Genomic DNA, 22,417 nt, shown 5'->3' with positions numbered 1-22,417 from the left:
GTCATCAAACATTACCAACTTCCGCCAACTCAGCAGCGCCAACAGAATCTTCCTCTTCCCCTTTATCCCCTTCATCAACCGCAACAGTTAACTTCAATCCCAGAGCATTCAGCCAACTTGCCAAAGCATAAATTGTCGCACTTCCTTCTCCCGACAACAAAACATCTAATTTTTCCAGATGCAATGAGGCCTCCTCATCAGACATAATTGGTTCGCCCAGAGCCTCAAATACATCTCGAAGCGATTTTCGCATTATTCCCATCTCTAAATCGCCTTCTTCCTCTTCTTCAAAGATCAGTGAGAGGTAAGCAGCAGCATAATTTGGGTCTTTGAAATTGGAAATTTTAAAAGAATGATAACTATCACTCGTCGGCACTTTGGCGTCTTTCATAATCTCTCCAGTATTCCTGAGCTTTAACAATGTCTTGGTCTTGAGTGCTTTTATCTCCACCGCACAGGATAAGAACAATCGTAGATCCCGCTTGTCCAAAGTAGATTCGGTAGCCCGGGCCATAGTCAATCCTTAATTCCCAGACTCCTGCGCCAACTGAGCGATAGTCTCCTAAGTTGCCACCGCTAACCCGCTGAAGCCTTTTATCAATCCTAATTTTAGCGTTAACATCCCGCAGGGTTGTAAACCATTCTGCAAAGGGAACTGTGCCATTTTGTCTGATATAACGCTGAATTTCCCTCGGTTGTACTTCCATAAAGTCGATCGAACTTGCACCCTCATATTAATATCGGCGATCGCCCCGTATCCAAGCTTCTTCACCTGGGCTAACTCAAGATCACCGATCGAAAAAAACTCTGCCGTCAGGCGTGGTGTAACGCTCAATTTCACGCTTGTTGCGCTTCCATAATCTTGATTTTAGCGACGATCGCACTCCAATCTTACAGCCGCGCTCGATCGGCCCTTGACTTCATGCGCTACAATTATTAAGAAATCTTTAGTTAGATCCGTTTAACGTTCCAGACGCATTATGAGTCTTCCCATTCGCAACGTCGCCATCATTGCTCACGTCGATCACGGCAAAACCACCCTTGTGGACGCTCTCCTCAGACAGTCCGGGATCTTCCGCGAAGGGGAAGAAATCCCAGATTGCGTCATGGACTCCAACGACATCGAGCGCGAACGTGGCATTACCATTCTTTCCAAAAACACCGCCGTCAGGTACGGAGAAACCCTGATCAACATCGTCGATACCCCCGGACACGCGGACTTCGGCGGAGAAGTCGAACGAGTTCTCGGCATGGTTGACGGCTGTCTGCTGATCGTAGACGCCAACGAAGGCCCGATGCCACAAACCCGGTTCGTGCTCAAAAAAGCTCTAGAAAAAGGACTGCGCCCGATCGTCTTTGTGAATAAGATCGATCGCGAGCGAGCAGACCCCCACAAAGCCGTCGATAAAGTTTTGGATCTGTTCCTCGAACTAGGTGCTGACGACGATCAGTGCGAATTTCCCTACCTCTTCGGTTCCGGCTTAAGCGGTTACGCCAAAAAACACCTCGAAGACGAAGGGGTAGATATGAAGCCCCTGTTTGAAGAAATCCTCGACCACGTACCGCCCCCCGTAGGCGACCCCAACAAACCGCTGCAACTGCAAGTAACCACCTTAGATTACTCAGAATACGTCGGTCGCATTGTCATCGGCCGCATCCACAACGGCACGATTAGAATCGGCCAACAAGCAGTCTTAATCACAGAAAGCGGCGCGCTTGTCAAATCAAAAATTACCAAATTGATGGGCTTTGAAGGCCTGAAGCGGATTGATATCCCAGAATCTTCTGCTGGTAATCTTGTCGCCGTTGCCGGTTTTGCTGATGCGTATATTGGCGAGACAATTACCTGCCCCAACGACCCGCAAGCGCTGCCTTTAATCAAGGTAGACGAACCGACTTTGCAGATGACTTTCTCTGTGAACGATTCGCCGTTCTGCGGTCAAGAAGGTAGTTTGGTAACATCGCGTCAAATTCGCGATCGGCTAATGCGAGAACTCCAAACCAACGTCGCCTTGCGCGTCGAAGAAACCGAATCTCCCGACAAATTCCTCGTATCGGGTCGCGGCGAACTCCACCTCGGAATCCTGATCGAAAATATGCGTCGCGAAGGATACGAATTCCAAGTATCCCAGCCCCAAGTAATCTTCCGCGAAGTCGGCGGTCGTCCCTGCGAACCCTTTGAATGTTTGGTGTTAGACGTACCCGAAGAAGCAGTCGGCGGCTGCATAGAACGCCTCGGTCAGCGGAAAGCAGAAATGCAAGATATGCACGTCAGCAGCACCGGTCGCACCCAAATCGAATTTTCAGTCCCCGCTCGCGGTTTGATTGGATTCCGAGGCGAGTTCATGCGCTTGACTCGCGGCGCTGGAATTATGAACCACAGCTTCCTCGACTATCGCCCCCTCGGTGGAGAAATTGTCGCCCGTCGCAACGGAGTATTGATTTCCTTTGAAGAAGGAGTTGCAACTACTTATTCACTGAAAAATGCTGAAGACCGCGGCGTATTTTTCATCACCCCCGGAACCAAGGTTTACAGAGGGATGATTATCGGAGAAAACAACCGAGATGACGACATGGAGCTGAATATTTGCAAGTCGAAGCAGTTGACAAACCACCGCGCATCTGGCGGTGAAGAATTGGCGCAATTGCAAGCACCAGTCGATATGAGTTTGGAACGTGCTTTGGAGTACATCGGCCAGGATGAATTGGTGGAAGTAACACCACAATCAATTCGCTTGCGGAAGGTTTCTAAGAAGTTGGTCAAACGCTAAAACAAATTAAGGGCTGGCAAAATTGCTAGCCCTTAGTGTCAACTTCAAACTACTGTATTTAAAGACAATATTAATTTTTATAGAAATCAAAAATAGGTAAAAACGATGTCAACAGTTTATCGTTTAAAAGCCAGTGAACTAGATCGTAACTTTTTAGAACAAATTAAAGCGATTTTTGGAGATAAAGAGATTGAAATAATTGTCTCAGAATGCGATGAAACCGAATATCTTTTGAAATCGGAAGTCAATAAAACCAAACTGTTGAAAGCTATTGAAAATGTTAAAGACAGACAAAATTTAGTTGAAGTCGATTTACAGGATTTGTAATGAGTAGAAGAATTATTTTTGAATCTTCGGCTTTTGCAGATTTTAATGAATGGGCAAAATTAGACAAAAAGATTTATCGCAAAATTGTAGAATTGATTAAAGATATAGATCGATCGCCCTTTGAAGGATTGGGCAAACCTGAACCTCTGAAATACGAGTTAAGTGGTTTTTGGTCCAGGCGCATTGATAACGAACATCGTTTGGTTTACCAAGCTACCGATGAAGAAATTGCGATCGCAGCTTGTAAGAATCATTACAGTGAATAGTATATTTGAAGCTTTAAGCAATGTAGCGATCGCTCTTTTTATCCCTTTACTAAATGCGATCGCTCTCAATATTCTTCCTGAAGTTCTTCTATTAGATCAAGTACCTCTTGATAATTTTCTTCTTTTTCCTGTACATGATATAAATTTTTAGCGTGGTGAAGATCCAGAGCTGCTTTTTCGTAATTTCCCAACTGACCGTAGACAATGCCTCGGTTGTGATAAGCTTCAGCAAATTTCCCTTCAAGCTGAATTGCCTGAGTGTAATCCTCAAACGCTTTCTTTTTTTCCCCCAACCTAAAGTGAATAACCCCCATGTTGTAGAAGGTTTTTTCATTATGGGGGTTCAGCCAAGCTGACTGGGTGTAATCATCAAGTGCTTTTTGCAGATCGTCTAGTTCCAAGAAGTAGACATCACCTCTATTATTCCAAGCAAGGGCATAATCAGGATTTAGTTCAATTGCTTGGGTGAAATCTTTAAGTGCCCCTGGCACATCCCCCATTTGTAAACGAGCAAAACCTCGGCTATTGTAGGCTTGATCATTGTTAGGATTTAGTTGAATTGCTCGGCTGTGATCTGCCTGTGCTCCTCGGTGATCACCTAATTCACAAGAAATAATACCGCGGTTTCTGTGAAAATCTGAACACTTAGGATTGAGCAATATCGCCTCTGTGTAATCTTCAATTGCTCCTGGATAGTCCCCTAGTTCAGCACGAATAAGAGCCCGGTTATTGTAGGCATTTGCATAATCAGGATTGAGCTTAATTGCTCGACAGAAATTTTCAATTGCTCCCTCAAAATCTCTTTCCTTAGCCTTGTTTATTCCCAGTTTATCGTAATCCTCAGCACAGAGCGGAGAGTGCGATCGCACCCTCTCGACCACAACCTCGTCACAAAAGTTGTCCAGCACTTCCTCAATTTGCTCAGGTTCAGAATCTTGAAAATGAGGGTTACTCTGTTCTTTTTCCTCTGTCTCAGTTTCAGTGAGCGGATTAGCAATAATATCTCTCCAATCTAGCCCTAGCCTTGTACAAATCTCTTCAAAATTTAAGCGCTCAACTGGTACAGGTTTAAAAAAACGACTAACAGTTGAGCGAACTATTCCTAACTCTCGCGCTAAAGCCTTCTTATTTAAACTATTTCTGACTAAAGCTTGTTCGGCCTTTTCGATGCCTTCTGGAGATGCCTTTATTCCTCTTTTCGCCATAGCCTGACTCCAACACTTATGGCTATTGTAACTGAACGAAGGAAAGTCAGGCACAAACTCAGACAGAAAGTCAGACACATCCGATAGTTTACTCGGTCACAATCTCAGACACCAACCCTCGAAGCTAGGGATGTAGTGATTCACTACTCAAAACTTAGCTGACGGAATTAATCATGTACAACAATAATCAGCACAACGAAGCCAAATTCTCCCAGCCACTACCCCCGCTTTCCCAAAAACAGGAATACGACTTCCAAACTCAAAAGAAAGTAGGAAAAGCAGGAGAGGCGATCGTAGATCAGTGGTTGCAGATTCATGGCTATCGCATTGAGGATGTCTCAGATTTGCCGCAGTATCAGAAAGCAGGTATTGACCGCGTACTAATTCGCCCAAACGGTTCAACTGCAACTGCTGAGTACAAGACTGATATAAAAGCCAAGCAAACTGGAAACTTGTTTTTTGAAACTTTTGACGATCGCAACCGTCCCTGTTGGGGATTGACTTCTAAAGCCGATCTCTGGATATTTTTCATTCCTCAACAGGAGATATTGGTCGTCGAACCGGGTAAATTCAGGTTGTTAGTTTTGCAGCAACAGCCAGAACTCTCGCAGAAAGTAGTACCAAATCGAGGCTACAGTGTAACTGGATTACCTGTTCCATTAGCAAAGGTGCGGAATATTGCTAGTCACGTTTTCAAGTTTCCTGACGTTCTTTTCTAAAAAGAGACTCGCTGTTAATCTGGCGATCGCCTTGAGTAGGCGATCGCCATTATTCGAGTAATAATACTTAGCAAACGCTAATTGGGCGATCGTTATGTTTTAATAAAAAATTGAGCAAAATCCAAACAAAGCCAGCCATGAGTCCTAAATCAATAGCCGTAATCAACTTCAAAGGCGGTGTCGGGAAGACTACCGTCACTTGGAGTCTGGGAAATATTATATCCCAAGGAACCGACTTAGAAGTCTTGATGTTAGACTTAGATCCGCAAATGTCGCTCACAGAGGCGATCGGACTTAACGAAAACACAGGTCATTTAGATGATAAGTTTGGTAAGTGGTACGAACAATCTCTCAAGCATAGACTTACAATTTACGACGCTCTAGAAGTCTTTAAAAAAGCCGGACAGAATTTTAAATTTCCCGTTGGTTTCGACACCATTTATCAGATTGACGAACAGTTGCATTTTGTCCCTTCAGTTGAAGAATTGTATTGGTTGGATATCGATGGCTTTGAGGGAAAAAGTGTTAAAGACTTCATCCGCCGATTCATCGGTAAAATCGCCAACTCTGCCAATCTCCCCAAATACGACTTAATGCTTTTTGACTGTTCGCCTTCCTTCAGTCTCCTCACCTACAGCGTACTCTCTTGCTGCGACTTAATATTGATTCCCGTCAATCCCGATTATTTTGGTTCTAGGGGATTAAGTTTAGTTTTAAACTCGCTTCAGAAACGGATTGAGCCTTATCCGTTTCCCAAGATAGCAGTCTTTATGAATAAAGCTAAAACCTATGGAGGATTGCTGACAAATGAAGTTCAGTTTTACATGAGAGAAGTAAAGAGACTTTGCGATGAGATATCAAAAGATAATAACATAGAAGTTAGATTTTTAGAATCGACGATTCGGGAAAGCGTCGGGCTAAAACGGGCGATTAATGAGGGAGAACTGCCGCGAGAATTAGTTAGAGAATTTGAAAAACTATGGCGCGAGTGTGAGGAGTATCTGAAATGAGTAAAAAAGAAAGTTTGGCTGCTTCCGAACAAGAAAGCGGGGGGTTGGTTGAGGAAATTGGCGAACTTAAGGAAATCTTGCGGGACGTTGCTCGAAAATTAACCCGGCTTGAGACTCAAGTCAAACGGGGTGTGATTTCTGCTGGCTCAAAAGCTTCGGATATCCCTAGGGGTGCTGATGTTAATAAACCTGCTAATTTATCGGCGACCAATGTTCTAGAAGTTTATGAAGAACTTCGTTTACAAGCTAAGAAGGGTAATGAAGAAGAGGTGAGGCAAAAGTTGTTGGCAATGAGTGCAACTGACTTGAACTTAATGTGTTGCGAGTTAGGGATGCCACCCAGCAGCAAGAATCCGTCCCGCAAAAAAATGTTTGAGCTAATTATTGGCAGAATTAAACAGAGTTTGAGGCTGTCGCGGCATATAGACCGACAAACACTTTGAAAATTAGCAGAGGAATCGATAAAATGCGTTTTAACTTGCATTTCCCTCTGCGATATGGAACAGGCAAGATGCCCGTTCCACAAAAGCTTGTTCCACAAGATTTTCAGTTGAGTGTGGGGAGTAGGGGTTGGGAATCTTGGCCGCCCCTGAAAAGCTTGTTGCAAATTATGCAACTTTTCACCTTCCATAAATTATGGCCGATAAGTTCGATCGCCCTCATCTCCCTAACACTCTTAATCAGCTTGTTTTTGAGCCTTCACAGCCCTCCCCCAACCGCAGCCCAAAAACCAAGGATACTAGCGTTTACCGCCCTCCAGATGCGGGGCAGCGAGCCCAGAAACAGTTTATTTGCCCTCAATGCTACCAGTTCCGGTCGCCGCGAACTTACACCCAATATAGATGTTAGCCCTCCCCTAGTGTGGTCGCCCAACGGCAAGCGACTGGCTTTCGTTGGCGGATACAGCGACATCTATACAGTCAATGCTGACGGTTCTCGACTAACTAAACAGTTTGCTGAGGGTGGTTGCAAAGCACCTAATTTTGAAATAGCTTGGTTTTCCAACAGCCAGAAACTTCTTTTTGCCCGTTATTGCAACGGTTTTACCTCTGATACTCCCGGCAGTCAATCACTTTATACAAGCGACACTTCTGGCATCCAAGGAACTAAATTAGTTAGGAATTTGGAAGTAGGAGGATATCCGCCTAAAACAGAAATTTCATCACAATTTTACCTTTCGCCGGACGGCCAGCAGGTAGCATTTGTCAAGGATAAAAATATTTACAAAATGAATGCCGACGGTTCGGGAATGACCAAACTAACTAAAAGTCCCGGCGAATATATATCTGGCGGCAGTCAACTTGTTTGGTCGCCCGATCGCACAAAAATAGCTTTCCTGTTCGGCGCTTATCCGAAACAGCAAATTTACACCATTAATGCCGATGGAACCAACCTCAAAAATTTGACAAACAACCCGCAACATCAGGTTTACAACGTCAAATTATTTTGGTCGCCAGACAGCAGCCGCATTGCTTACTATTACAATAAACCAGGCGATTCAGCAGGCGAACAGCAAGATATTTACCTGCTCGACATTAACCGGGGGACAGCCAAGAACCTCACCCAAAAACCCAGAAACTACGACGAAATTTCGTGGTCGCCGGATGGCAAATTTATTGCTTTCGTCGCCGGAGAGTTCAACAATCAAAAACTCTACACAATCAATGCTGACGGCAACCAGCTAAATCAACTAGCTACCAGGCTAAAACCGTCACAAATTTCAGAATTAGCTTGGTATTCTGACAGCAACCAAATTGCTTTTATATATAATGAAACCGAAGGCGAAAAAAGCAAGTTGTATGTAATTAATCTGGACGGTTCAGGATTGACTAAATTGACAAACGACAAAGATTTGTATCCTGGCAATCCGGTTTGGCAACCGCAGTAAACTTAAGAGCCACAATATGCTGTAGGGGTGGGTTTGATCACAGATAAACCCAGCAGGGCGGGCTATATTGGCATTCCCCCGCAGCGAAAGCGGGTTACTTAACAAGAAAAAATCCACCAAACTCAACACTCAGAAAAATTCTCAAATTGGGGAAGATGAAAGAATTTTTTTCTCCTTTAATGGCTGGTGAACTTGCAATTCATTTGACTCAACTTCCTGCTGTTTTTCATCCTGTACCTGTTTATCAATTTTGGGCAACTTTAAAATCGCTCCAGCTAAAACCCAATAATACACCGACACTGGATCTACATCCAGCGGATAGTATTGAGTATTGATCGTAATAAATGCAACAAACACCCAAAAACTAGCTCCGTAACTCCGCAAACTTTTGTCCTTGACAGATCGGTAAGCTCTAAAAGTTAGAAAAGCTAAGTGTAAAAGCATCATCTGAAAACTAATCATTCCCGGATAACCGAGTTCGTATATCAACTTAGGTTGAAAAGTTTCAATTAGCTGCGTGGCACCAAATATTCGCGTTGAATTAGTTGCTCGTCCCACACCTCTACCCAGAGGTCTATCAATGATAAAATTGTTGCTCTGCTCGAACTGATTAAAGAGAAACTGCTGGGGCGGTGCAGCATTCCAGCGACTAACAAAACTCTCCCACCGCTGCTCGATAATTCCCGGGTTAATAGCTGCACCGACAAACAGCAGAATCGCCAGTCCAGCACCGATGGGAATAAATCGTTTTAAATTAACTAATTGACCGGTGAGAACTAGCAGGATTGCTGTAGCAACGGGAACCATAACTAAAGCAGCTCTTTGACCGGAAATAACTGCATTGGCAAATACTAATGCCATGCCAAATAAACCGATAACTCGCCACCAGAAGGAAGGGTCGCAAAAGGCAGAGGCAAAGGTTAAAAAAGCATTAGAAATTAAAAACCACGCCCACTGCCAAGGCGCGACAAAAGTTCCCGGCAAGCGGACAAACTTGACTTCTGGACTGAACACCAAGGAACCGCCGACAAAACATCTAGCTTCCAACGTTGCTTTATATAATTCTGCTCCGATCATGCCTCTGGTTCCCGCACACTTTCCACTTTGCAGCAACAGGTACTGAATCAAACCGAGAAGGCAGCAAACGATCGCCAAAACGATGTGCATTCGACTAAAAAACACCAAATCCTTCTTAGTGCGGAGCAGATAATAGGTACAAGCAATCAGCGGTATGTAACCTATCAATACTTTTAAGCCGAGAATTCCTTGCAGAATTGGTTTGTCGCCGCCCCTAGGGTTGAGCTGCATCTCCCCGTTGACAAAAATTAAAGTCAGCATTGCCATCATCAACAGGATGCTGAAGGTAGAAAGCATTTGTTTGGGAATGAACAGGGGCAACTGTTTATTTTTGCAGCTTTGAATTAGGGCGATGAGAGCTGGTATGTAGAAAGCATCTTTGGCTACTTGAAATGCAGGATTGCCGCCGCCAATTGCGTAGGTAATTGTACCACTGAAAGGCAGGTAAATTAGAAAAGTCCACAAAGCTTGACGGGGGTATTTGTAGGAAAGCAGCAAGATGGCTGCGGCTGCGCCTCCTCCAATAGCAATCTTAGGGCCGGCTACGAAAAACAGGGGAATGCTGAGAGCAAAGGTGATTAAGCAGCTTATGGCGATCGCCTGCACCACTTCATTGCGCTTTTGGGAAATTTTGCGTTTTTGTGCAGTTACTTCTTTTTTGCTGAGCGCTGTGGTTTTTTCGCTGTGCTTGTGTTTGGATTTCTTGGATTTGCGCTTGGTTTTCAACATAATTTCTAAAAGGCACTTATGTAGAAGGCTGAAGGCACTCTGATGTAGAAGGCACTCTGATGTAAAAGGTAGAAGGCAGAATGAAGAGAATCAAAAATAGGTCGGCAGATATGGTTAGGGATGAGAATTAAATAAAATCCACTTTTCATGACTGTTGTGGGATGGGCCTAAGAGCCCGTCCTTTCTGGGCGGGCTCTTAGGCCCATCCCACAAGAAAAAAGGGAAATTATTTAATTGACTATCCTTACTTATTCTTAAAGTCAAGATAAGAAAAAGTCTCGGTCGAGATTGTCGGTGTGACGCGGGCATAAATTAGACTGGCGACCTTGTAGAATATAACTGCTGCATCTATACTGTACAATGTACAAAAATGTACAAATCTCGAAAAAATAATTTTAATGTTGCGGTGAATATGAAATTAACAAAATTTGTATCGATCGGCATTGCCCTAGTTTTAGGAGCAAGCGGGAGCATATTATCTAGCAGCAGTAGAGCATTAGGGGCCGAAAAAGTAGTCCTCACATTTGGCCCGATCAGACAAGCCATCAATGTCAGCGACTTAGAAGAATTTGCTAAAAACGGCACGACGACGCCAACCCTCCAACAAATTATCCGGTTCTCCAAAATGGACGCGCAATTACTGCGGGGGTTCATGGGTTTAGAAATTGGTTTAAAGCCTGCTAATCTGGCGAGGGTAGTTTACAGCACCCCAGGAGAAAAGATCACTGACGACATCGGTCAAGCAATTCGGACTCAGCGCCGCACAGAAAGCGGGAAAGCTTTGCGGGCAGCGGTGATCCTGGCATCCGGGGATGACGGTAAGGTATCGCTGCTAGAAATCCTGAAAAAGTATCCTCTCAAGGAGGTTTACGTAGATGTTGCCAGCCTTCGCACCGCTGTTGGGAAAGTTCAGAGTATAGCTGGAACTCTGCGAAGCCTGCTTGAAGATGTGACGCGATCGACAACTCGCACAACTGAAACAAATCCCACCGAAAGTCCGATCGAACCTCGCCCCAGCGTTCCGCCAACAACTCCGCCTCCAGCGCCGCGCCGCGCCACCCCCTTGCCAGCACCAGCACCGCAGCCTGTGAGGCCGGTCAGAGGGCTTTGGTAAAAAAATCATAAATTTGTGCTAAAGGCGGGTTGAAGCGGCTGTTGTGGCATTCTGCAGACACTTTTGATATCGTTTCCGGTTGCATCAGAATCATAAAATCGAGTCAACAGTCAACAGTCAACAGTCAACCATCATTCCGGTTTAACCGGAAATGATATGAGACCAAACCCGCCCCCGCCCTACCCTGATCCCAACCCCCAAGAGGGTTAGGACTTGTGTAGAAACTCCCAAAGCAATCAATTTTTCTTGAGCAATTTTTTGAGCAACTTAGGAATCTCGGAAGGTCGAGCCGCCACAGGTATGTCCGCCTCTTCAAAGGCAGCCATTTTGTTTGGGGCCGAAACTCCAAAGGCTTTCTGGGCAGCCGCGCGAGAACTGATCAGGATGCCGGCGTGGCCCAAAGACGGCCCCTTGGGAGCGTAGCGGCCGGCTAGATAAGCAACCACGGGTTTGTCGATCGCCGAGGCGATGTAAGAAGCTGCAGCTTGTTCACTCCACCCGCCAACTTCCCCCACCAAAACTATCGCTTCCGTACTGTCGTCTTCGTCCAAAATTTGCAGCCACTGCATAAAAGAAGAACCGACAATCGCGTCGCAACCAATACAAACCGCCATCGACTGTCCCAACCCAGCCTCCGTCAGTTCTAGGGCAACTTCGTAAGTCAAAGTGCTGCTGCGACTGATCACTCCCACCGGGCCGGGAGTGTAAAATTCCTTGGGGTGAGTTCCCAGCAGCAGTTTGTCGGGCACAATAATCCCCGGACTGTTGGGCCCGATTACCAAAGTTTCGGTGGCTTCTGCTTTTCTGACTAAGTGCACCATATCCAGAGGAGGCACTCCCCCTGTGACGATCGCGATTTGCCGAATTCCTCCGGCGATCGCTTCTAAAGCCGCATCCAGCACTGAGTAAGCGTCTACCAAAATTACCGCAGTGTCAACGTGACCCACTGCAGCCACTGCTTGTTCTACCAAATCAAAAATCGGAATTCCCTCCACTTCCAGCCCCCCCCGACCGGGACTAACACCGGCGACTACATTCGTGCCGTATGCTTTCATCATCAGGGCGGCGCGGGTGGACGCGGGAGATTCTGTAATGCCTTGTACTAGGACTTTGCTTTCAGGAGTTAAATTCATTTTTTCCCACTTGACACTCGATCTGTAAAAAGCAGAAGGCCTTCATCTGTTGTAGAGAAATCTCGTTTTTTGCCGATCGACTGCCGCTACTTGACGGAGGATACAGAAGCGGCAGCGGCCTCATCCAAAGTGCTAGCTAGCTGCACCGGCAACTGTCCCAAACGCTTTTTAACAGCATCAGCATCGATCTCTACCAGTCGCAGCACAACTTGGATGTGGCGGTTAGCGCGAGCTTTCCGTTCCAAATAGCCGGCTACTGCAGCGATTATTTCCTCGGTCTTGGAGGCGCTGCCCAAAATATTTACAAGTATCACCTTAACGCTTTTATCCTGAGCGACTAACTCCAGACCCAACTCCACGCGATCGCGCAGGGCATTTGCTGCATAGTAGCGGTCTAGGGAACCAATATTCACAAAATTAGCGGGTTTTCCTCCTTGGTGGGTTACAGCATCTAGAGTTGCCATTGTCAGGCCCACTCCGTTGCACAAAATCGCAATATTCCCGTCTAGTTCGATTAATTGCAGGGATTCGGAATTCGAGATTGGGGATTTAGATTTGGGGTCAAACTCCGGCGACTGCTGAACCTTGGACTGGGAATGGGAGCGATCGCCCCCAGCATGGGGACTTCTTCTTTCCCGTGCCAACCCGCCCAAGAGCTTCTTCTCCGAGAGTGCTGCCAAATCTGGATGTCGTCCCAAGGCATCGTCGTTGGCGGTGACTTTACCGTCTAAAGCCATTACCTCTCCCCTTGGACTGATGCCGAGAGGATTGATTTCTACTAGGTCTAAATCTTTTTCGACAAACAGTCGGTACATTTTTTCGACAATAGTGCTCACCGATTGAATCAAGTCTCCCTGCAATCCCATTTTCAGCGTGAGACGCCTCGCATAGAATGGCGAAAATTCTTGATCTACGGCAACTTGCTGCATTTGGTCGATCGACCCTTCGACATCCATACCTCCTTGGCTCGACCCCAGAAGCACCGGGCGTCGCGCTACGGGGTCTAGGAGTACCGCTAAGTACAATTCTTGGTCGGCGTTGTACTTTGCTTCTGCCAGCAGGACTTGGGGATATTCATCCTCGATCGGCAAATTAAAAATTGTTTGGGCTGCTGCTACTGCATCGATCGTATTTTCTACAAACTTGATACCGCCGGCCCTGCCCCGTCCCCCAGCCCGCACTTGCGATTTGAGTACAACGGGGTAAGGAATTTTCAGTCCTTTGAGGTCAGCGGGATTGTCAATCCGCTGCGACGGCAAAATCGGAATTGCCATCTGGCGAAATAATGATTTAGCTTGGTACTCTAACAAATCCATTTATCAATTACGGGTGACGGGTAGTTGGCAACAAGCAATTCGTCCTAATTGGCAATTCATAATTAATAGATAGTAATTGGTTTTTTGTCAAGTTAAAAGTTAAAAATTCTCGCTTTTATCTTTTAATTTTAGACTTTTGTATGGCCGATTACTTATTCGCTATTACCGCTCGCCGATTACCTATTACCTAAGCTGTTTCAAAGTGTTTTTTTCTCGGAATTGCCAAATTTTACTGGTGGATATGGCAGGGAGATATTTGGCGAGCGTTGGTGTTTTTTTGTCTCGCAAAATCTTCGGACGTTCGGCCATACTGTGCCGAGATATTTCTGCGAAGTGTTTACTTGAGGCTATTAACAGCGCCTTGATGGACGGTTTTGACCCATTTGAGCCGCTTGGGCCGTACCGCAATCCGAGCCGTCACAGTCCCTACCAGCAGCCAGTGGAACATATACACAGTACCCCGCAGCGTTTGCAGCCCGGTGAGAAAAACTCGCCTTACGTCAAATTTGGTTTCTTTGCGAGTGCGGCGCAAACCGACAAACATTCCCACCACCGACAATGTAAGGGTCATAAAAGTTATGGGACTGGCGATCGGCATCCGGCGCAGCGCAATTGACATCACAAAGTCGGGTAGGGCTACTGTGGGTAAGAAATATTGAGATACCCAAAATCCAAATAAATCCCAAGTTTTCCCAGTTCCCATGCGGTTCCGCAAAATTAGCCGCCAGTAGTCAAGATAACGCTGATAGCCACCTTCTGCCCAGCGATTGCGCTGATGCCACAGAGCGCGAGCGTTAGTGACTCCTTCTTCTGACACGGCTGGGAAAGCGAGAAATTCAATGTCCCAGCGGTCTAGGTGCAGCCTCACCGTCAAATCCAGGTCGTCGGTAATCGTCTCCTCGTTCCAGCCTCCGCAGCTTTCCAAGGCGGTGCGACGCATGAATTGGCCGTTACCGCGCAATTCTCCAATGCCACCGATCGCAATCCGCTGCTGCTGGAAAAAACTGTCTAGAGCCATTTCTGCTTCTTGGCCACGAGTCCAAAAATTTACCGCAGCATTGGCGATGGCTTTCCTGACTTGCACAGCCCCTACTTTTTCTTGATCGAACACCGGCAGCACGCGGCGCAGTAAGTCTGGCGTTACCGTCGCGTCGGCGTCAAATATTCCCACAAATTCCCCGCGAGTCAGGGGTAACACTTGATTCAGGGCCCCCGACTTGCCGCCGCTGGCATTTGCTCCTCGGCGAAATACTTTGAGCTGGGGGTACTTTTTGGTTAGCTGTTCCAACACTAGCGGCGTGGTGTCGCTGCTGTGATCGTCGATCGCCCACACTTCGTAGCGGTCGATCGGATAATCTACATTGCAGATGGATTCTACGAATCGGGCAATCACCGCTTCCTCATTTTTCGCCGCTACCAGCAGCGACACATAGGGCCAATCCTCTCGACTTTCATCGGCAAGAGGCGGCAGTGCGGGCTTGGGCTGGGCAAACAAAACTCGAAATGCTTGCATCCACAGCAGTCCCGTCAACCCCCACACTACCCACGCACCCCAAGAAATCAAGTGCAGGGCGATCGTGCCGGCCCAAATCGCAGCCAGCACTGCGGCAGCTTTTCCGCGCCTTCCCCGGTACAGATTTTGAGGAAAGGAGGGAGTTCCCGGCACAGACACCGCCACCGGGAGCTCTGCTTTTGTTTCCGCGTCAAACACCCTGTCGCCAATGTCTGATATAGCAAATACTTTGCTCAGCTTCGAGTTCGAGGTCAAACTCTTGAGCTCTTCTTGAGCTAAATCAGAGATGTCCAAGTTAAGCTCGCTGCGAGCGTCGTTTTCTGGCCAAGAACTCTCCTGCATAGGTTACTTGATTCAACCACCAATAGTTTTTGATTTTAGATATAAGCATCTACTGTATCAGTTTCTGGACTTTTGTTGAAAGCAGGCGCTTGCAGGGCACCGCAGGAGAACCTGTTGCTGGTACGGCCCTGGTAAACCGGAACTGCATAAAGTATTTGACTTTACCCGCAAATGGATACAAGCCTCCAGACTTCAGTTGTTCGCCACCCCAAATTTTAAACTCCCCTTCTTGCTGGCAGATTCATCTTTTGTGCTGTAAATCTAAAATCTAAAATCTAAAATCTAAAATCGACTGACTTTTGCTTGCGATCGACCTGGAATATCTGCTAGTTTTTTCAGGGGATCTAAACTATCTGTTAGTAATAATTGTCTGAGGTGGAAATATGTCTATTCCTCAACTCAAGCCAGCCGATGACAAAGAAGTGAAAGTCTACGCGCCTTTCTGTCAAGAGCCCAGGCGTAAGTTTTTACCGCACGCTATTGGCCTCTACAAGCTCAAAACCTTGGAGGGAGCAAGAAAAATTGACGGCGGGGAGAGCGTGCCGTTTGTCGCTAGTTGGAATATCTCGTCGCTGCCGATCGATTTAACCCGCTGTCGGGTGTTGTTTGACGGCAATGCTGAACTCAGCTACGAAGTGACTATGCAAAGCTCTGAGTTTGTTAGTTGCTTAATTGAGGTACTCCTGACTTTTCAGCGAACTCGTACTGTCGATTTTTCTAAAACGTTTTACCGCAAGCTGATGCGAATGGATGAATAACTTTCACCGCAGCCGCACTCCCGAAAGTCCGCAATTGACAATCAAGCAATTTAATCCGGGGCCCCCGGATTGATTCGGGGAGTGAGAAAAAAGCTCCGAATCCCGATCGCCAGCCCCCGGATTTATCAGTGGGCTTGCTTTCTTCAATCTCAAATCTCAAATCTCAAATCTCAAATCGATTGACGGGCGCTATAACTGACCCACCAATAGTGTAAAGCCACGACGGCAACATTACATGATTGGGGAGCCAGTTTTATTTGAGAAGCGGAAATAGTAAGTGAGTTGTTGGATCGTTCTCAATAATCCCTTTGGGGGTCAGCACTTATCCCCATTGCTAAAGTAAATCTACCGCAGTTTTCAGTTGAGCGTGATACAGAGTTCGCTACCTGTATTTCATCCAATTGAAAACTACTGTACTTTGTTCTGGTAAAAGTCCAAAAGTCTATTTCGGACATGGGTGCTGTGCGAGTACGCGCGAGCGAAGCTATCGCCGTTAGGCGAATCGCGCCGTCCGATTTCGTTCAAATTTTGCGACTCGGTAGCTGAGAGGAAAGCGCTGTAGATCCGCCCAAGGAAAATTAATCTACAGCCCTTGACGGCGATCTGCCTAGCATCGCAATCAGCCCAAAGGCTGCCGAAATTCCAGCCCACGCCGCCCGACAATTTATGTGTTTAGAAGCTAGAATCCCGATTATAAGGAGCTTATTGCTCGCATTGCCAGTGTTCAGCTTTAAAGCGGGCGATCGCACTAATAATGAATAACTAATAATACATATAGCAACCCTAAATCATTCGCGTAATTATTGTAGGGGCAATCCCACGCCCGGTTGCCCCGATAGATAGGGGGTAGGCACTCTTAGCACTACCCCTACAAATTTACATGAATGATTTATGATTGCTATATCGATTGTCGATTATATGCAAGAATGATCGGGCAAGCACCGGGCTTGATTCCTACAAAATACCTGTATTATAACAATCCTTGCAGGAGTCGTATTTTTTTTACCCCACCCCAACCCTCCCCTTACGAAGCGGAGGGGGTAAGAAATTCACAAATGATGCGAGGATTGGTATATACCAAACAAAAACTGCACCAAGCCCTATTAATAGGTTATTCCTAAGCTGTTGCGCGTTTAAATTGCATATTCTGGACGGGCTCGCGTGCCCATCCCACAATAATTTGATTGATTTTTGACACACAATTTAAATGGATAACAGCTTCTTAGTCAAATTTCCACTTATACCCTGTTATATTTATTTTATAAAAGTCGGTATTAACATCTAATTATAGCAATAAACATGACTAAAAATTTATAATTCTAAATCATTTTTAAAAAAATAATCGGCGATAAATAATTATCAAAAACTGCTGGTAAAACAAACAATTTAAAAACTGGTTTTCCAAAATCAAGTAAAAAGAATGGGAAGAAAATGGTTGCGAACAGGTAAATAAAAAATTTTCGCCAAAAAACAATCTGCCCAAAAGCGACAAAATCGAGTATAATCGAGTATAATATATTATTTCTAAATTGAGGCTCAGTTCAGAAATACTGTTGAAAAACTAAATTTATTGAAATAGACAGGTGCACATTGAGGATTGAAGGCGTACCCAAATTGACTAAATATTTGCTGATCGGTTCCACAAAAGCTTACAGTGGCAAGTCTGCCATCGCCCTAGGGATGGCACTCGGACTCCGGGGAAAAGGACTGGCCGTCGCCTACGGCAAACCTCTGGGAACCTGTTTGAGCTCGCCCGGAGCTGGGATAGAGGACGAAGACGTGCGGTTCGCCGTAGAGACGCTGAATCTCTCAGAAAGTCAGATGCCGTCAACACTGCTGTATTTGGATGAAGAGACGGTTCACAAGCGTTTGCGCGGAGAAGACAAGACAGATTACCGCCAGTCTTTAGCGCAATATTTGCAAGCTCCCAGCGGAGACTTGGCGCTGTTAGAAGGCCCAGCTAATTTGGAGGAAGGCAGTCTGTTTGACTTGTCTTTGGCTCAAATCGCTGAGACAGTTGATGCCTCTGTGCTGTTGGTAGCTCGCCCGATCGATCTGTATATAGACGATTTGCTGTCGGCTAAACAGCGTTTGGGTTCGCGGTTGCTGGGCGTGGTACTCAATGACGTTCCCTCGGACAAACTCGAATCGGTAACGGCGACTGTGCGGCCTTTTCTGGAGGCTGCGGGTATTCCAGTTTTGGGAATGCTGCCGAGAAGTGCTTTGCTGCGAAGTGTCAGCGTCAAAGAATTGGTGCACCAATTAAAAGCTGATGTGCTGTGCCGTCGAGACCGTTTGGACTTGATGGTGGAAACCTTGACAATTGGCGCGATGAATGTTAGTTCGGCTATGAAGTATTTCCGCAAAGCGAGAAATATGGCGGTGGTGACGGGGGGCGATCGCACGGACATTCAGCTAGCGGCTCTGGAGAGCTCGACTCAGTGCTTAATTTTGACAGGCCACTTGCCTCCTTCTCCCCTAGTGATCGGCAGGGCAGAAGAAATGGAAATTCCGGTTTTGTCTGTTGATTTGGATACCTTAACCACGGTAGAAATTATCGACAGCACCTTTGGCAGCGTGCGCCTGCACGAACCGATCAAGGTGGAATGCGTTACTCAGCTAATGGCAGAACATTTTGACCTTGATGGCATGATGGCATCCTTGGGCCTGGGCGATCGAGTCCATTAAGAAGAGAGCCGGAGCTGAGGGAAGAAGGTATTCGGCAGAGAGAACTTTTTGTTTAAATAAATAAAAAGGTAAAATTCTTAAATTCTCAATTTTTCTTGAATTCTACCTAGAGCTCCGGCTGCCGAATGTCTTGAGACATTCTGCCTTCAGGCGAACTCAAATCTCCAGATCCTCTAGTCTGAGCCCGTCAATCAGCAATTCTTAACTTCTTTTTGGCGGCAATGGCTAGTGAGTCTGCTAAAATCCACAACGTAGTTTTATTTAATTTAATAAATTCTTTGAGTCAATCAATTGAGCTACCCAGAGTAGATGATTTTTTACAAGAACTTGCGGCGATCCAGCAAACCAGCTCCAAGCGGATTGCTCTTTTGGGTTCTCGCCACGTTCCTATTACCCACCAGCAGCTAATTGAGATGCTGAGCTACGCCATAGTTCTGGGAGGCAATCAGCTCATCACTTCTGGCGCTACAGGCACCAATTCAGCCGCAATTCGGGGGGCGATGCGAGCAGATCCTAATCTGCTGACGGTGATTTTGCCACAAAGCATGAGTCGCCAGCCCCGGGAGTCTCGCGACCAACTCGAACAAGTGATACATTTGGTAGAAAATCCCAAAAATGATAGCTTGTCTCTCCCGGAAGCAAGCGCCATGTGCAATCAGGAGATTATTTCTCGCTGTCAGCAACTGATATGTTTTGCTTTTCACGAAAGCCACACTTTGCTGAAAACTTGCCAGGATGCGGAGGAACAGCGCAAGGTGGTTACTCTGTTCTATTTTGATTGAACTGCGAGGCGGATGATGGTGTTGGGATTGCCTGTGTCGGTTATTCTGCTTGATTGTATTGCTGCTGCTGCTGCGCTGGTTTACGCACCGTTTTTGGTGGTTGCGTTCGCCCGCTTGCAGCTAGGCTACGACCAAGCAGCCCCCCGCGCTATGTTTGAGAGGTTGCCTGCTTACGCTCAGCGGGCAACTTGGGCTCACCAAAATTCGTTTGAGACGTTTATGCTGTTTTCAGCGGCGGCTTTGATGGCTTTTGTGACGGGGGTAGATTCGGAGGCGGCGGGTTGGGCTGCGATCGCTTTTACGATCGCCCGGTTGTTGTTTTCGGTTTTCTATATTCTCAATGTGCCACTGGGGCGATCGCTCATGTTTGCGATTAGTTCTTCTTGCACTGTTTCTTTATTCTATTTCAGTTTAATGGCTGTTAACGGCTAATTTTCAGTAGTCATTGGTTATTGGTTATTGGTTATTGGTTATTGGTTATTGGTTAGTTGTTAATGCCCAATGCCCTGTTTGGCCAATGCCCAATGCCCAATGCCCAATGCCCAATGCCCCATTACCAATTACTAATTTATGGCTGCTAGTTATTCCTTTGATATTGTCAGCGAGTTCGATCGGCAAGAATTAGTCAATGCTGTTGACCAAACAACGCGAGAAATTCAAAGCCGCTACGATTTGAAAGATACCAAAACTACCGTGGAATTGGGCGCAGAATCCATTACTGTCAATACGGACAGTGAATTTACTCTCGACGCGATTCACACTGTTTTGCAAACTAAAGCCGCCAAGCGCAATTTGTCTCTGAAAATTTTTGATTATGGGAAAATTGAAGCTGCTAGTGGTACTAGAGTACGCCAAGAAATCAAACTGAAAAAAGGGATTGACCAGGAAATTGCCAAGAAAATCACTAAATTAATTCGAGATGAGTTTAAAAAGATTCAAGGCTCGATTCAAGGTGATGCAGTGCGGGTTTCGGCTAAGGATAAGGATGAGTTGCAGTTGGTGATTCAACGCTTGAAGCAAGAAGACTATCCGATGGCTTTGCAGTTTACCAATTACAGGTAAATTTGATAGTTTATCGGGACTTCAGTCCTCATACGTGGTGACGAATCAGGACTAAAGTCCTGATTAGAAACAACTTTTTACCTACTTAATATTAAATATCTAAACCCGTGACAGTTAAGTCGGGAGGATGTTCGACAACAAACTGGTAATATAACTCTTGCTTTGCTTGCGGCGGCAGAGACATTATCCATTCTAGCAGTCCCATTTCACCTGCTACTATCTTCGGATTAGTGAGAGTCGATCGCACTTTAATCTGTTCATTGCGGCTGACTGGCAATTGCTCTTTTAGTGTCAGGTGTACCTGCACCTGCTGCAAGTTTGTCACATTTAAGCGATAAGCGTAACTCGTGCGCCTCTGCTGACCGATCAGTTTTTTATCTACTTGTCTTTCTACTAATTCCCGCTCTATTTTTAACCGTTCATCTATTCCTAAATTCAGTTTATATTCTTGGCCGGGGGAAACATTTTCTAACTGCAAACTGCCGACAAAAGTGTTGTCGCGAAAGATATTTGCTTTACCGGGAAGCAGAGTTGCACCTGTCAGCGGATTCACCACAACTGCTTGCAAATAGGCAAAACTGACTAATCGCGGGACGGCTATATATTCAGGTTTAAACGGATAATTTTCGCCGAAAATAGTAACTTTGTGCGGTGTGCCGTCGCTGGGAATCTTGGTATTTCCGCCTACTTGAAATGAGACTGTACCGCCTTCTCTAGATACTTGGGCTGTGGCTATTTGAGCTGCTAGGGGCGCTCGTGTTATGGAGCGTGAACGGCCTGCAAAACCTTCAGATAATACCTCTTCTAGGTCTAAAAAATCATTCTCTGATGAACCCCTACCAAAAAATTGCTCTGGCTCGGTTTTATCAATATACCAAGGTTCTAGTTTTGGTGGGAGAGTTCCCATTCCGGGTTTGGCTGTAGATAAAGTAAGCCCTACTCCCGTCCAATCTTCGCCGGTATTTTGATTGACTTCGGCTAGGTAATTGAGATTAATTTGGTTGTTGGTAGTGTTTACTCGCAAGTCGTAAAGGGGAGTCCAACGGGCTCGCGTGACTACATAGGAAACTTCTAGTTCAAAATTGCCGCTGCCACTGGGTTCAATGGCAACAATGATGTTAAAACTTTGCTGCGAATGGGGAGTTTGTACTTGCCCCACCTGCTGCTGCAAAGCTTTTATTTGCTTGTCTATTTCGCGCTGCTGTTTTTCGTGTTGGGCGATCGCACTTACATATTTTAGGTAATTAGTTCCTAAAAAATTGAGCAATTCGCCAGTTTCGTTTAAACCTACCTGCTGTTTGGCGATGCTGCTGGAAAAGAAACCGACGCTTTTTTCGCTCAAACCTTCCACAAATTGGAGCTGAATTTTTCGGGCGGTTATTTTGTCGTTAATTCCCCGTCTTTGGGTTTGTAACTCCTTAATTTGTTGGGTTAATTCGGCAGTGCGATCGCCCAATGGTTCGCTGCTAAACACTCTGTGGCAGCGCACTCCCAGCAATCGCACAGCAACTGTACCCGCACCCGTAGCCCTGACTGACTCTGGTTCCAGGGTTGCGGGGAGAGAGGCGATCGCCAATTCTCGCTCGTTTCCCGTCAAAGCGACTGTGCCACGGCGCGTCACCAAAGCGCGATCGGTGTAAACTGTAACTTCGGATATGCTAGTATTTAGTGTTTTAATGGTATCAGAATTAAGTATTTCTGAGTCAGTCATTGCCAG

The 22,417-nt window shown here is 46.0% G+C and carries 21 protein-coding genes; 13 read left to right on the top strand and 8 right to left on the bottom strand.

Going from position 1 to position 22,417, the window contains the following annotated elements; genetic code table 11:
• Nucleotides 1–4: 4 nt before the first annotated feature.
• Complete coding sequence (locus tag QUB26_RS20360) at nucleotides 5–391, bottom strand: transcriptional regulator (RefSeq protein ID WP_333318085.1); 387 nt, start codon at nucleotides 389–391, stop codon at nucleotides 5–7.
• Nucleotides 363–707, bottom strand: a complete 345-nt coding sequence (locus QUB26_RS20355) for a type II toxin-antitoxin system RelE/ParE family toxin (protein WP_333293801.1) — start codon at nucleotides 705–707, stop codon at nucleotides 363–365. The genes QUB26_RS20360 and QUB26_RS20355 overlap by 29 nt, the downstream gene beginning before the upstream one ends.
• Before the next feature lie 273 nt (nucleotides 708–980).
• On the opposite strand from QUB26_RS20355, the gene typA reads away from it, so the two are divergent.
• From typA to QUB26_RS20340, 3 genes are all read left to right on the top strand, one after another.
• A complete protein-coding gene (typA, locus tag QUB26_RS20350; RefSeq protein ID WP_333319420.1) occupies nucleotides 981–2,771 on the top strand; it encodes a translational GTPase TypA in 1,791 nt (596 codons plus the stop codon).
• A 105-nt stretch (nucleotides 2,772–2,876) separates the two neighbouring features.
• Nucleotides 2,877–3,098 carry a hypothetical protein gene (locus QUB26_RS20345; protein ID WP_333238302.1) on the top strand — a complete coding sequence of 74 codons (222 nt, stop codon included), beginning with the start codon at nucleotides 2,877–2,879 and terminating at the stop codon, nucleotides 3,096–3,098.
• The gene (locus tag QUB26_RS20340; RefSeq protein WP_333238304.1) at nucleotides 3,098–3,364 is read left to right on the top strand and encodes a Txe/YoeB family addiction module toxin; all 267 of its coding nucleotides are present in this window, start codon (nucleotides 3,098–3,100) and stop codon (nucleotides 3,362–3,364) included. The genes QUB26_RS20345 and QUB26_RS20340 overlap by 1 nt, the downstream gene beginning before the upstream one ends.
• A gap of 65 nt (nucleotides 3,365–3,429) precedes the next feature.
• On the opposite strand, the gene QUB26_RS20335 is transcribed toward QUB26_RS20340, so the two are convergent.
• Nucleotides 3,430–4,569 carry a tetratricopeptide repeat protein gene (locus QUB26_RS20335; RefSeq protein ID WP_333238306.1) on the bottom strand — a complete coding sequence of 380 codons (1,140 nt, stop codon included), beginning with the start codon at nucleotides 4,567–4,569 and terminating at the stop codon, nucleotides 3,430–3,432.
• 173 nt (nucleotides 4,570–4,742) lie between these two features.
• Here QUB26_RS20335 and QUB26_RS20330 point away from each other — a divergent pair, with 173 nt between their 5' ends.
• The 4 genes from QUB26_RS20330 to QUB26_RS20315 all read left to right on the top strand — a co-directional run bounded on the left by QUB26_RS20330 (nucleotide 4,743) and on the right by QUB26_RS20315 (nucleotide 8,186).
• Entirely contained in the window at nucleotides 4,743–5,288 is a 546-nt protein-coding gene (locus tag QUB26_RS20330) for a hypothetical protein (protein WP_333238308.1), read from the top strand.
• Between the two features lie 137 nt (nucleotides 5,289–5,425).
• Entirely contained in the window at nucleotides 5,426–6,298 is an 873-nt protein-coding gene (locus QUB26_RS20325; RefSeq protein WP_172192852.1) for a ParA family protein, read from the top strand.
• A complete protein-coding gene (locus QUB26_RS20320) occupies nucleotides 6,295–6,741 on the top strand; it encodes a hypothetical protein (RefSeq protein WP_333238310.1) in 447 nt (148 codons plus the stop codon). The genes QUB26_RS20325 and QUB26_RS20320 overlap by 4 nt, the downstream gene beginning before the upstream one ends.
• A gap of 68 nt (nucleotides 6,742–6,809) precedes the next feature.
• A complete protein-coding gene (locus QUB26_RS20315) occupies nucleotides 6,810–8,186 on the top strand; it encodes a DPP IV N-terminal domain-containing protein (protein WP_333319417.1) in 1,377 nt (458 codons plus the stop codon).
• Between the two features lie 141 nt (nucleotides 8,187–8,327).
• Here QUB26_RS20315 and hpsL read toward each other — a convergent pair whose 3' ends face one another.
• A complete protein-coding gene (hpsL, locus tag QUB26_RS20310) occupies nucleotides 8,328–9,992 on the bottom strand; it encodes a hormogonium polysaccharide biosynthesis protein HpsL (protein WP_333238314.1) in 1,665 nt (554 codons plus the stop codon).
• A gap of 412 nt (nucleotides 9,993–10,404) precedes the next feature.
• Here hpsL and QUB26_RS20305 point away from each other — a divergent pair, with 412 nt between their 5' ends.
• Nucleotides 10,405–11,106 (top strand): alpha/beta hydrolase, encoded by a 702-nt coding sequence (locus QUB26_RS20305; protein WP_333238316.1) that lies wholly within the window; start codon nucleotides 10,405–10,407, stop codon nucleotides 11,104–11,106.
• Between the two features lie 236 nt (nucleotides 11,107–11,342).
• On the opposite strand, the gene QUB26_RS20300 is transcribed toward QUB26_RS20305, so the two are convergent.
• The 3 genes from QUB26_RS20300 to QUB26_RS20290 form a co-directional block, all read right to left on the bottom strand.
• Entirely contained in the window at nucleotides 11,343–12,239 is an 897-nt protein-coding gene (locus QUB26_RS20300; RefSeq protein ID WP_333228717.1) for a CoA-binding protein, read from the bottom strand.
• Between the two features lie 86 nt (nucleotides 12,240–12,325).
• Complete coding sequence (locus QUB26_RS20295) at nucleotides 12,326–13,555, bottom strand: succinate--CoA ligase subunit beta (protein WP_333238318.1); 1,230 nt, start codon at nucleotides 13,553–13,555, stop codon at nucleotides 12,326–12,328.
• A gap of 337 nt (nucleotides 13,556–13,892) precedes the next feature.
• Nucleotides 13,893–15,410: a glycosyltransferase family 2 protein gene (locus tag QUB26_RS20290; protein ID WP_333319415.1), complete on the bottom strand. Its 1,518-nt coding sequence runs from the start codon at nucleotides 15,408–15,410 to the stop codon at nucleotides 13,893–13,895.
• 383 nt (nucleotides 15,411–15,793) lie between these two features.
• Here QUB26_RS20290 and ebsA point away from each other — a divergent pair, with 383 nt between their 5' ends.
• From ebsA to QUB26_RS20265, 5 genes are all read left to right on the top strand, one after another.
• The gene (gene ebsA / locus QUB26_RS20285) at nucleotides 15,794–16,168 is read left to right on the top strand and encodes a type IV pilus biogenesis protein EbsA (RefSeq protein WP_190737140.1); all 375 of its coding nucleotides are present in this window, start codon (nucleotides 15,794–15,796) and stop codon (nucleotides 16,166–16,168) included.
• Between the two features lie 1,590 nt (nucleotides 16,169–17,758).
• Nucleotides 17,759–18,856: a phosphotransacetylase family protein gene (locus QUB26_RS20280; protein ID WP_333055465.1), complete on the top strand. Its 1,098-nt coding sequence runs from the start codon at nucleotides 17,759–17,761 to the stop codon at nucleotides 18,854–18,856.
• A gap of 278 nt (nucleotides 18,857–19,134) precedes the next feature.
• Nucleotides 19,135–19,638, top strand: a complete 504-nt coding sequence (locus tag QUB26_RS20275; RefSeq protein ID WP_039887610.1) for a hypothetical protein — start codon at nucleotides 19,135–19,137, stop codon at nucleotides 19,636–19,638.
• Nucleotides 19,639–19,653: 15 nt separating this feature from the next.
• On the top strand, nucleotides 19,654–20,070 hold the full coding sequence (locus tag QUB26_RS20270; RefSeq protein WP_333238334.1) for an MAPEG family protein: 417 nt from the start codon (nucleotides 19,654–19,656) through the stop codon (nucleotides 20,068–20,070).
• A 138-nt stretch (nucleotides 20,071–20,208) separates the two neighbouring features.
• Entirely contained in the window at nucleotides 20,209–20,700 is a 492-nt protein-coding gene (locus tag QUB26_RS20265) for a YajQ family cyclic di-GMP-binding protein (protein WP_333055466.1), read from the top strand.
• 91 nt (nucleotides 20,701–20,791) lie between these two features.
• Here QUB26_RS20265 and QUB26_RS20260 read toward each other — a convergent pair whose 3' ends face one another.
• Nucleotides 20,792–22,411 carry a mucoidy inhibitor MuiA family protein gene (locus QUB26_RS20260; protein ID WP_333319413.1) on the bottom strand — a complete coding sequence of 540 codons (1,620 nt, stop codon included), beginning with the start codon at nucleotides 22,409–22,411 and terminating at the stop codon, nucleotides 20,792–20,794.
• Between the last annotated feature and the right edge of the window lie 6 nt (nucleotides 22,412–22,417).

Source organism: Microcoleus sp. B4-C1, assembly GCF_036705285.1.
Classification (GTDB): Bacteria; Cyanobacteriota; Cyanobacteriia; order Cyanobacteriales; family Microcoleaceae; genus Microcoleus.
The sequence above is the reverse complement of the archived record's forward strand: the minus strand, read 5'-3'. Positions and strand labels throughout refer to the sequence as shown.

Excerpts from the sequence above, each read along its gene's own strand:
- QUB26_RS20360 (WP_333318085.1), bottom strand. The coding sequence starts at position 391 with ATGAAAGACGCCAAAGTGCCGACGAGTGATAGTTATCATTCTTTTAAA.
- QUB26_RS20355 (WP_333293801.1), bottom strand. The coding sequence starts at position 707 with ATGGAAGTACAACCGAGGGAAATTCAGCGTTATATCAGACAAAATGGC.
- typA (WP_333319420.1), top strand. The coding sequence starts at position 981 with ATGAGTCTTCCCATTCGCAACGTCGCCATCATTGCTCACGTCGATCAC.
- QUB26_RS20345 (WP_333238302.1), top strand. The coding sequence starts at position 2,877 with ATGTCAACAGTTTATCGTTTAAAAGCCAGTGAACTAGATCGTAACTTT.
- QUB26_RS20340 (WP_333238304.1), top strand. The coding sequence starts at position 3,098 with ATGAGTAGAAGAATTATTTTTGAATCTTCGGCTTTTGCAGATTTTAAT.
- QUB26_RS20335 (WP_333238306.1), bottom strand. The coding sequence starts at position 4,569 with ATGGCGAAAAGAGGAATAAAGGCATCTCCAGAAGGCATCGAAAAGGCC.
- QUB26_RS20330 (WP_333238308.1), top strand. The coding sequence starts at position 4,743 with ATGTACAACAATAATCAGCACAACGAAGCCAAATTCTCCCAGCCACTA.
- QUB26_RS20325 (WP_172192852.1), top strand. The coding sequence starts at position 5,426 with ATGAGTCCTAAATCAATAGCCGTAATCAACTTCAAAGGCGGTGTCGGG.
- QUB26_RS20320 (WP_333238310.1), top strand. The coding sequence starts at position 6,295 with ATGAGTAAAAAAGAAAGTTTGGCTGCTTCCGAACAAGAAAGCGGGGGG.
- QUB26_RS20315 (WP_333319417.1), top strand. The coding sequence starts at position 6,810 with ATGCCCGTTCCACAAAAGCTTGTTCCACAAGATTTTCAGTTGAGTGTG.
- hpsL (WP_333238314.1), bottom strand. The coding sequence starts at position 9,992 with ATGTTGAAAACCAAGCGCAAATCCAAGAAATCCAAACACAAGCACAGC.
- QUB26_RS20305 (WP_333238316.1), top strand. The coding sequence starts at position 10,405 with ATGAAATTAACAAAATTTGTATCGATCGGCATTGCCCTAGTTTTAGGA.
- QUB26_RS20300 (WP_333228717.1), bottom strand. The coding sequence starts at position 12,239 with ATGAATTTAACTCCTGAAAGCAAAGTCCTAGTACAAGGCATTACAGAA.
- QUB26_RS20295 (WP_333238318.1), bottom strand. The coding sequence starts at position 13,555 with ATGGATTTGTTAGAGTACCAAGCTAAATCATTATTTCGCCAGATGGCA.
- QUB26_RS20290 (WP_333319415.1), bottom strand. The coding sequence starts at position 15,410 with ATGCAGGAGAGTTCTTGGCCAGAAAACGACGCTCGCAGCGAGCTTAAC.
- ebsA (WP_190737140.1), top strand. The coding sequence starts at position 15,794 with ATGTCTATTCCTCAACTCAAGCCAGCCGATGACAAAGAAGTGAAAGTC.
- QUB26_RS20270 (WP_333238334.1), top strand. The coding sequence starts at position 19,654 with ATGGTGTTGGGATTGCCTGTGTCGGTTATTCTGCTTGATTGTATTGCT.
- QUB26_RS20265 (WP_333055466.1), top strand. The coding sequence starts at position 20,209 with ATGGCTGCTAGTTATTCCTTTGATATTGTCAGCGAGTTCGATCGGCAA.
- QUB26_RS20260 (WP_333319413.1), bottom strand. The coding sequence starts at position 22,411 with ATGACTGACTCAGAAATACTTAATTCTGATACCATTAAAACACTAAAT.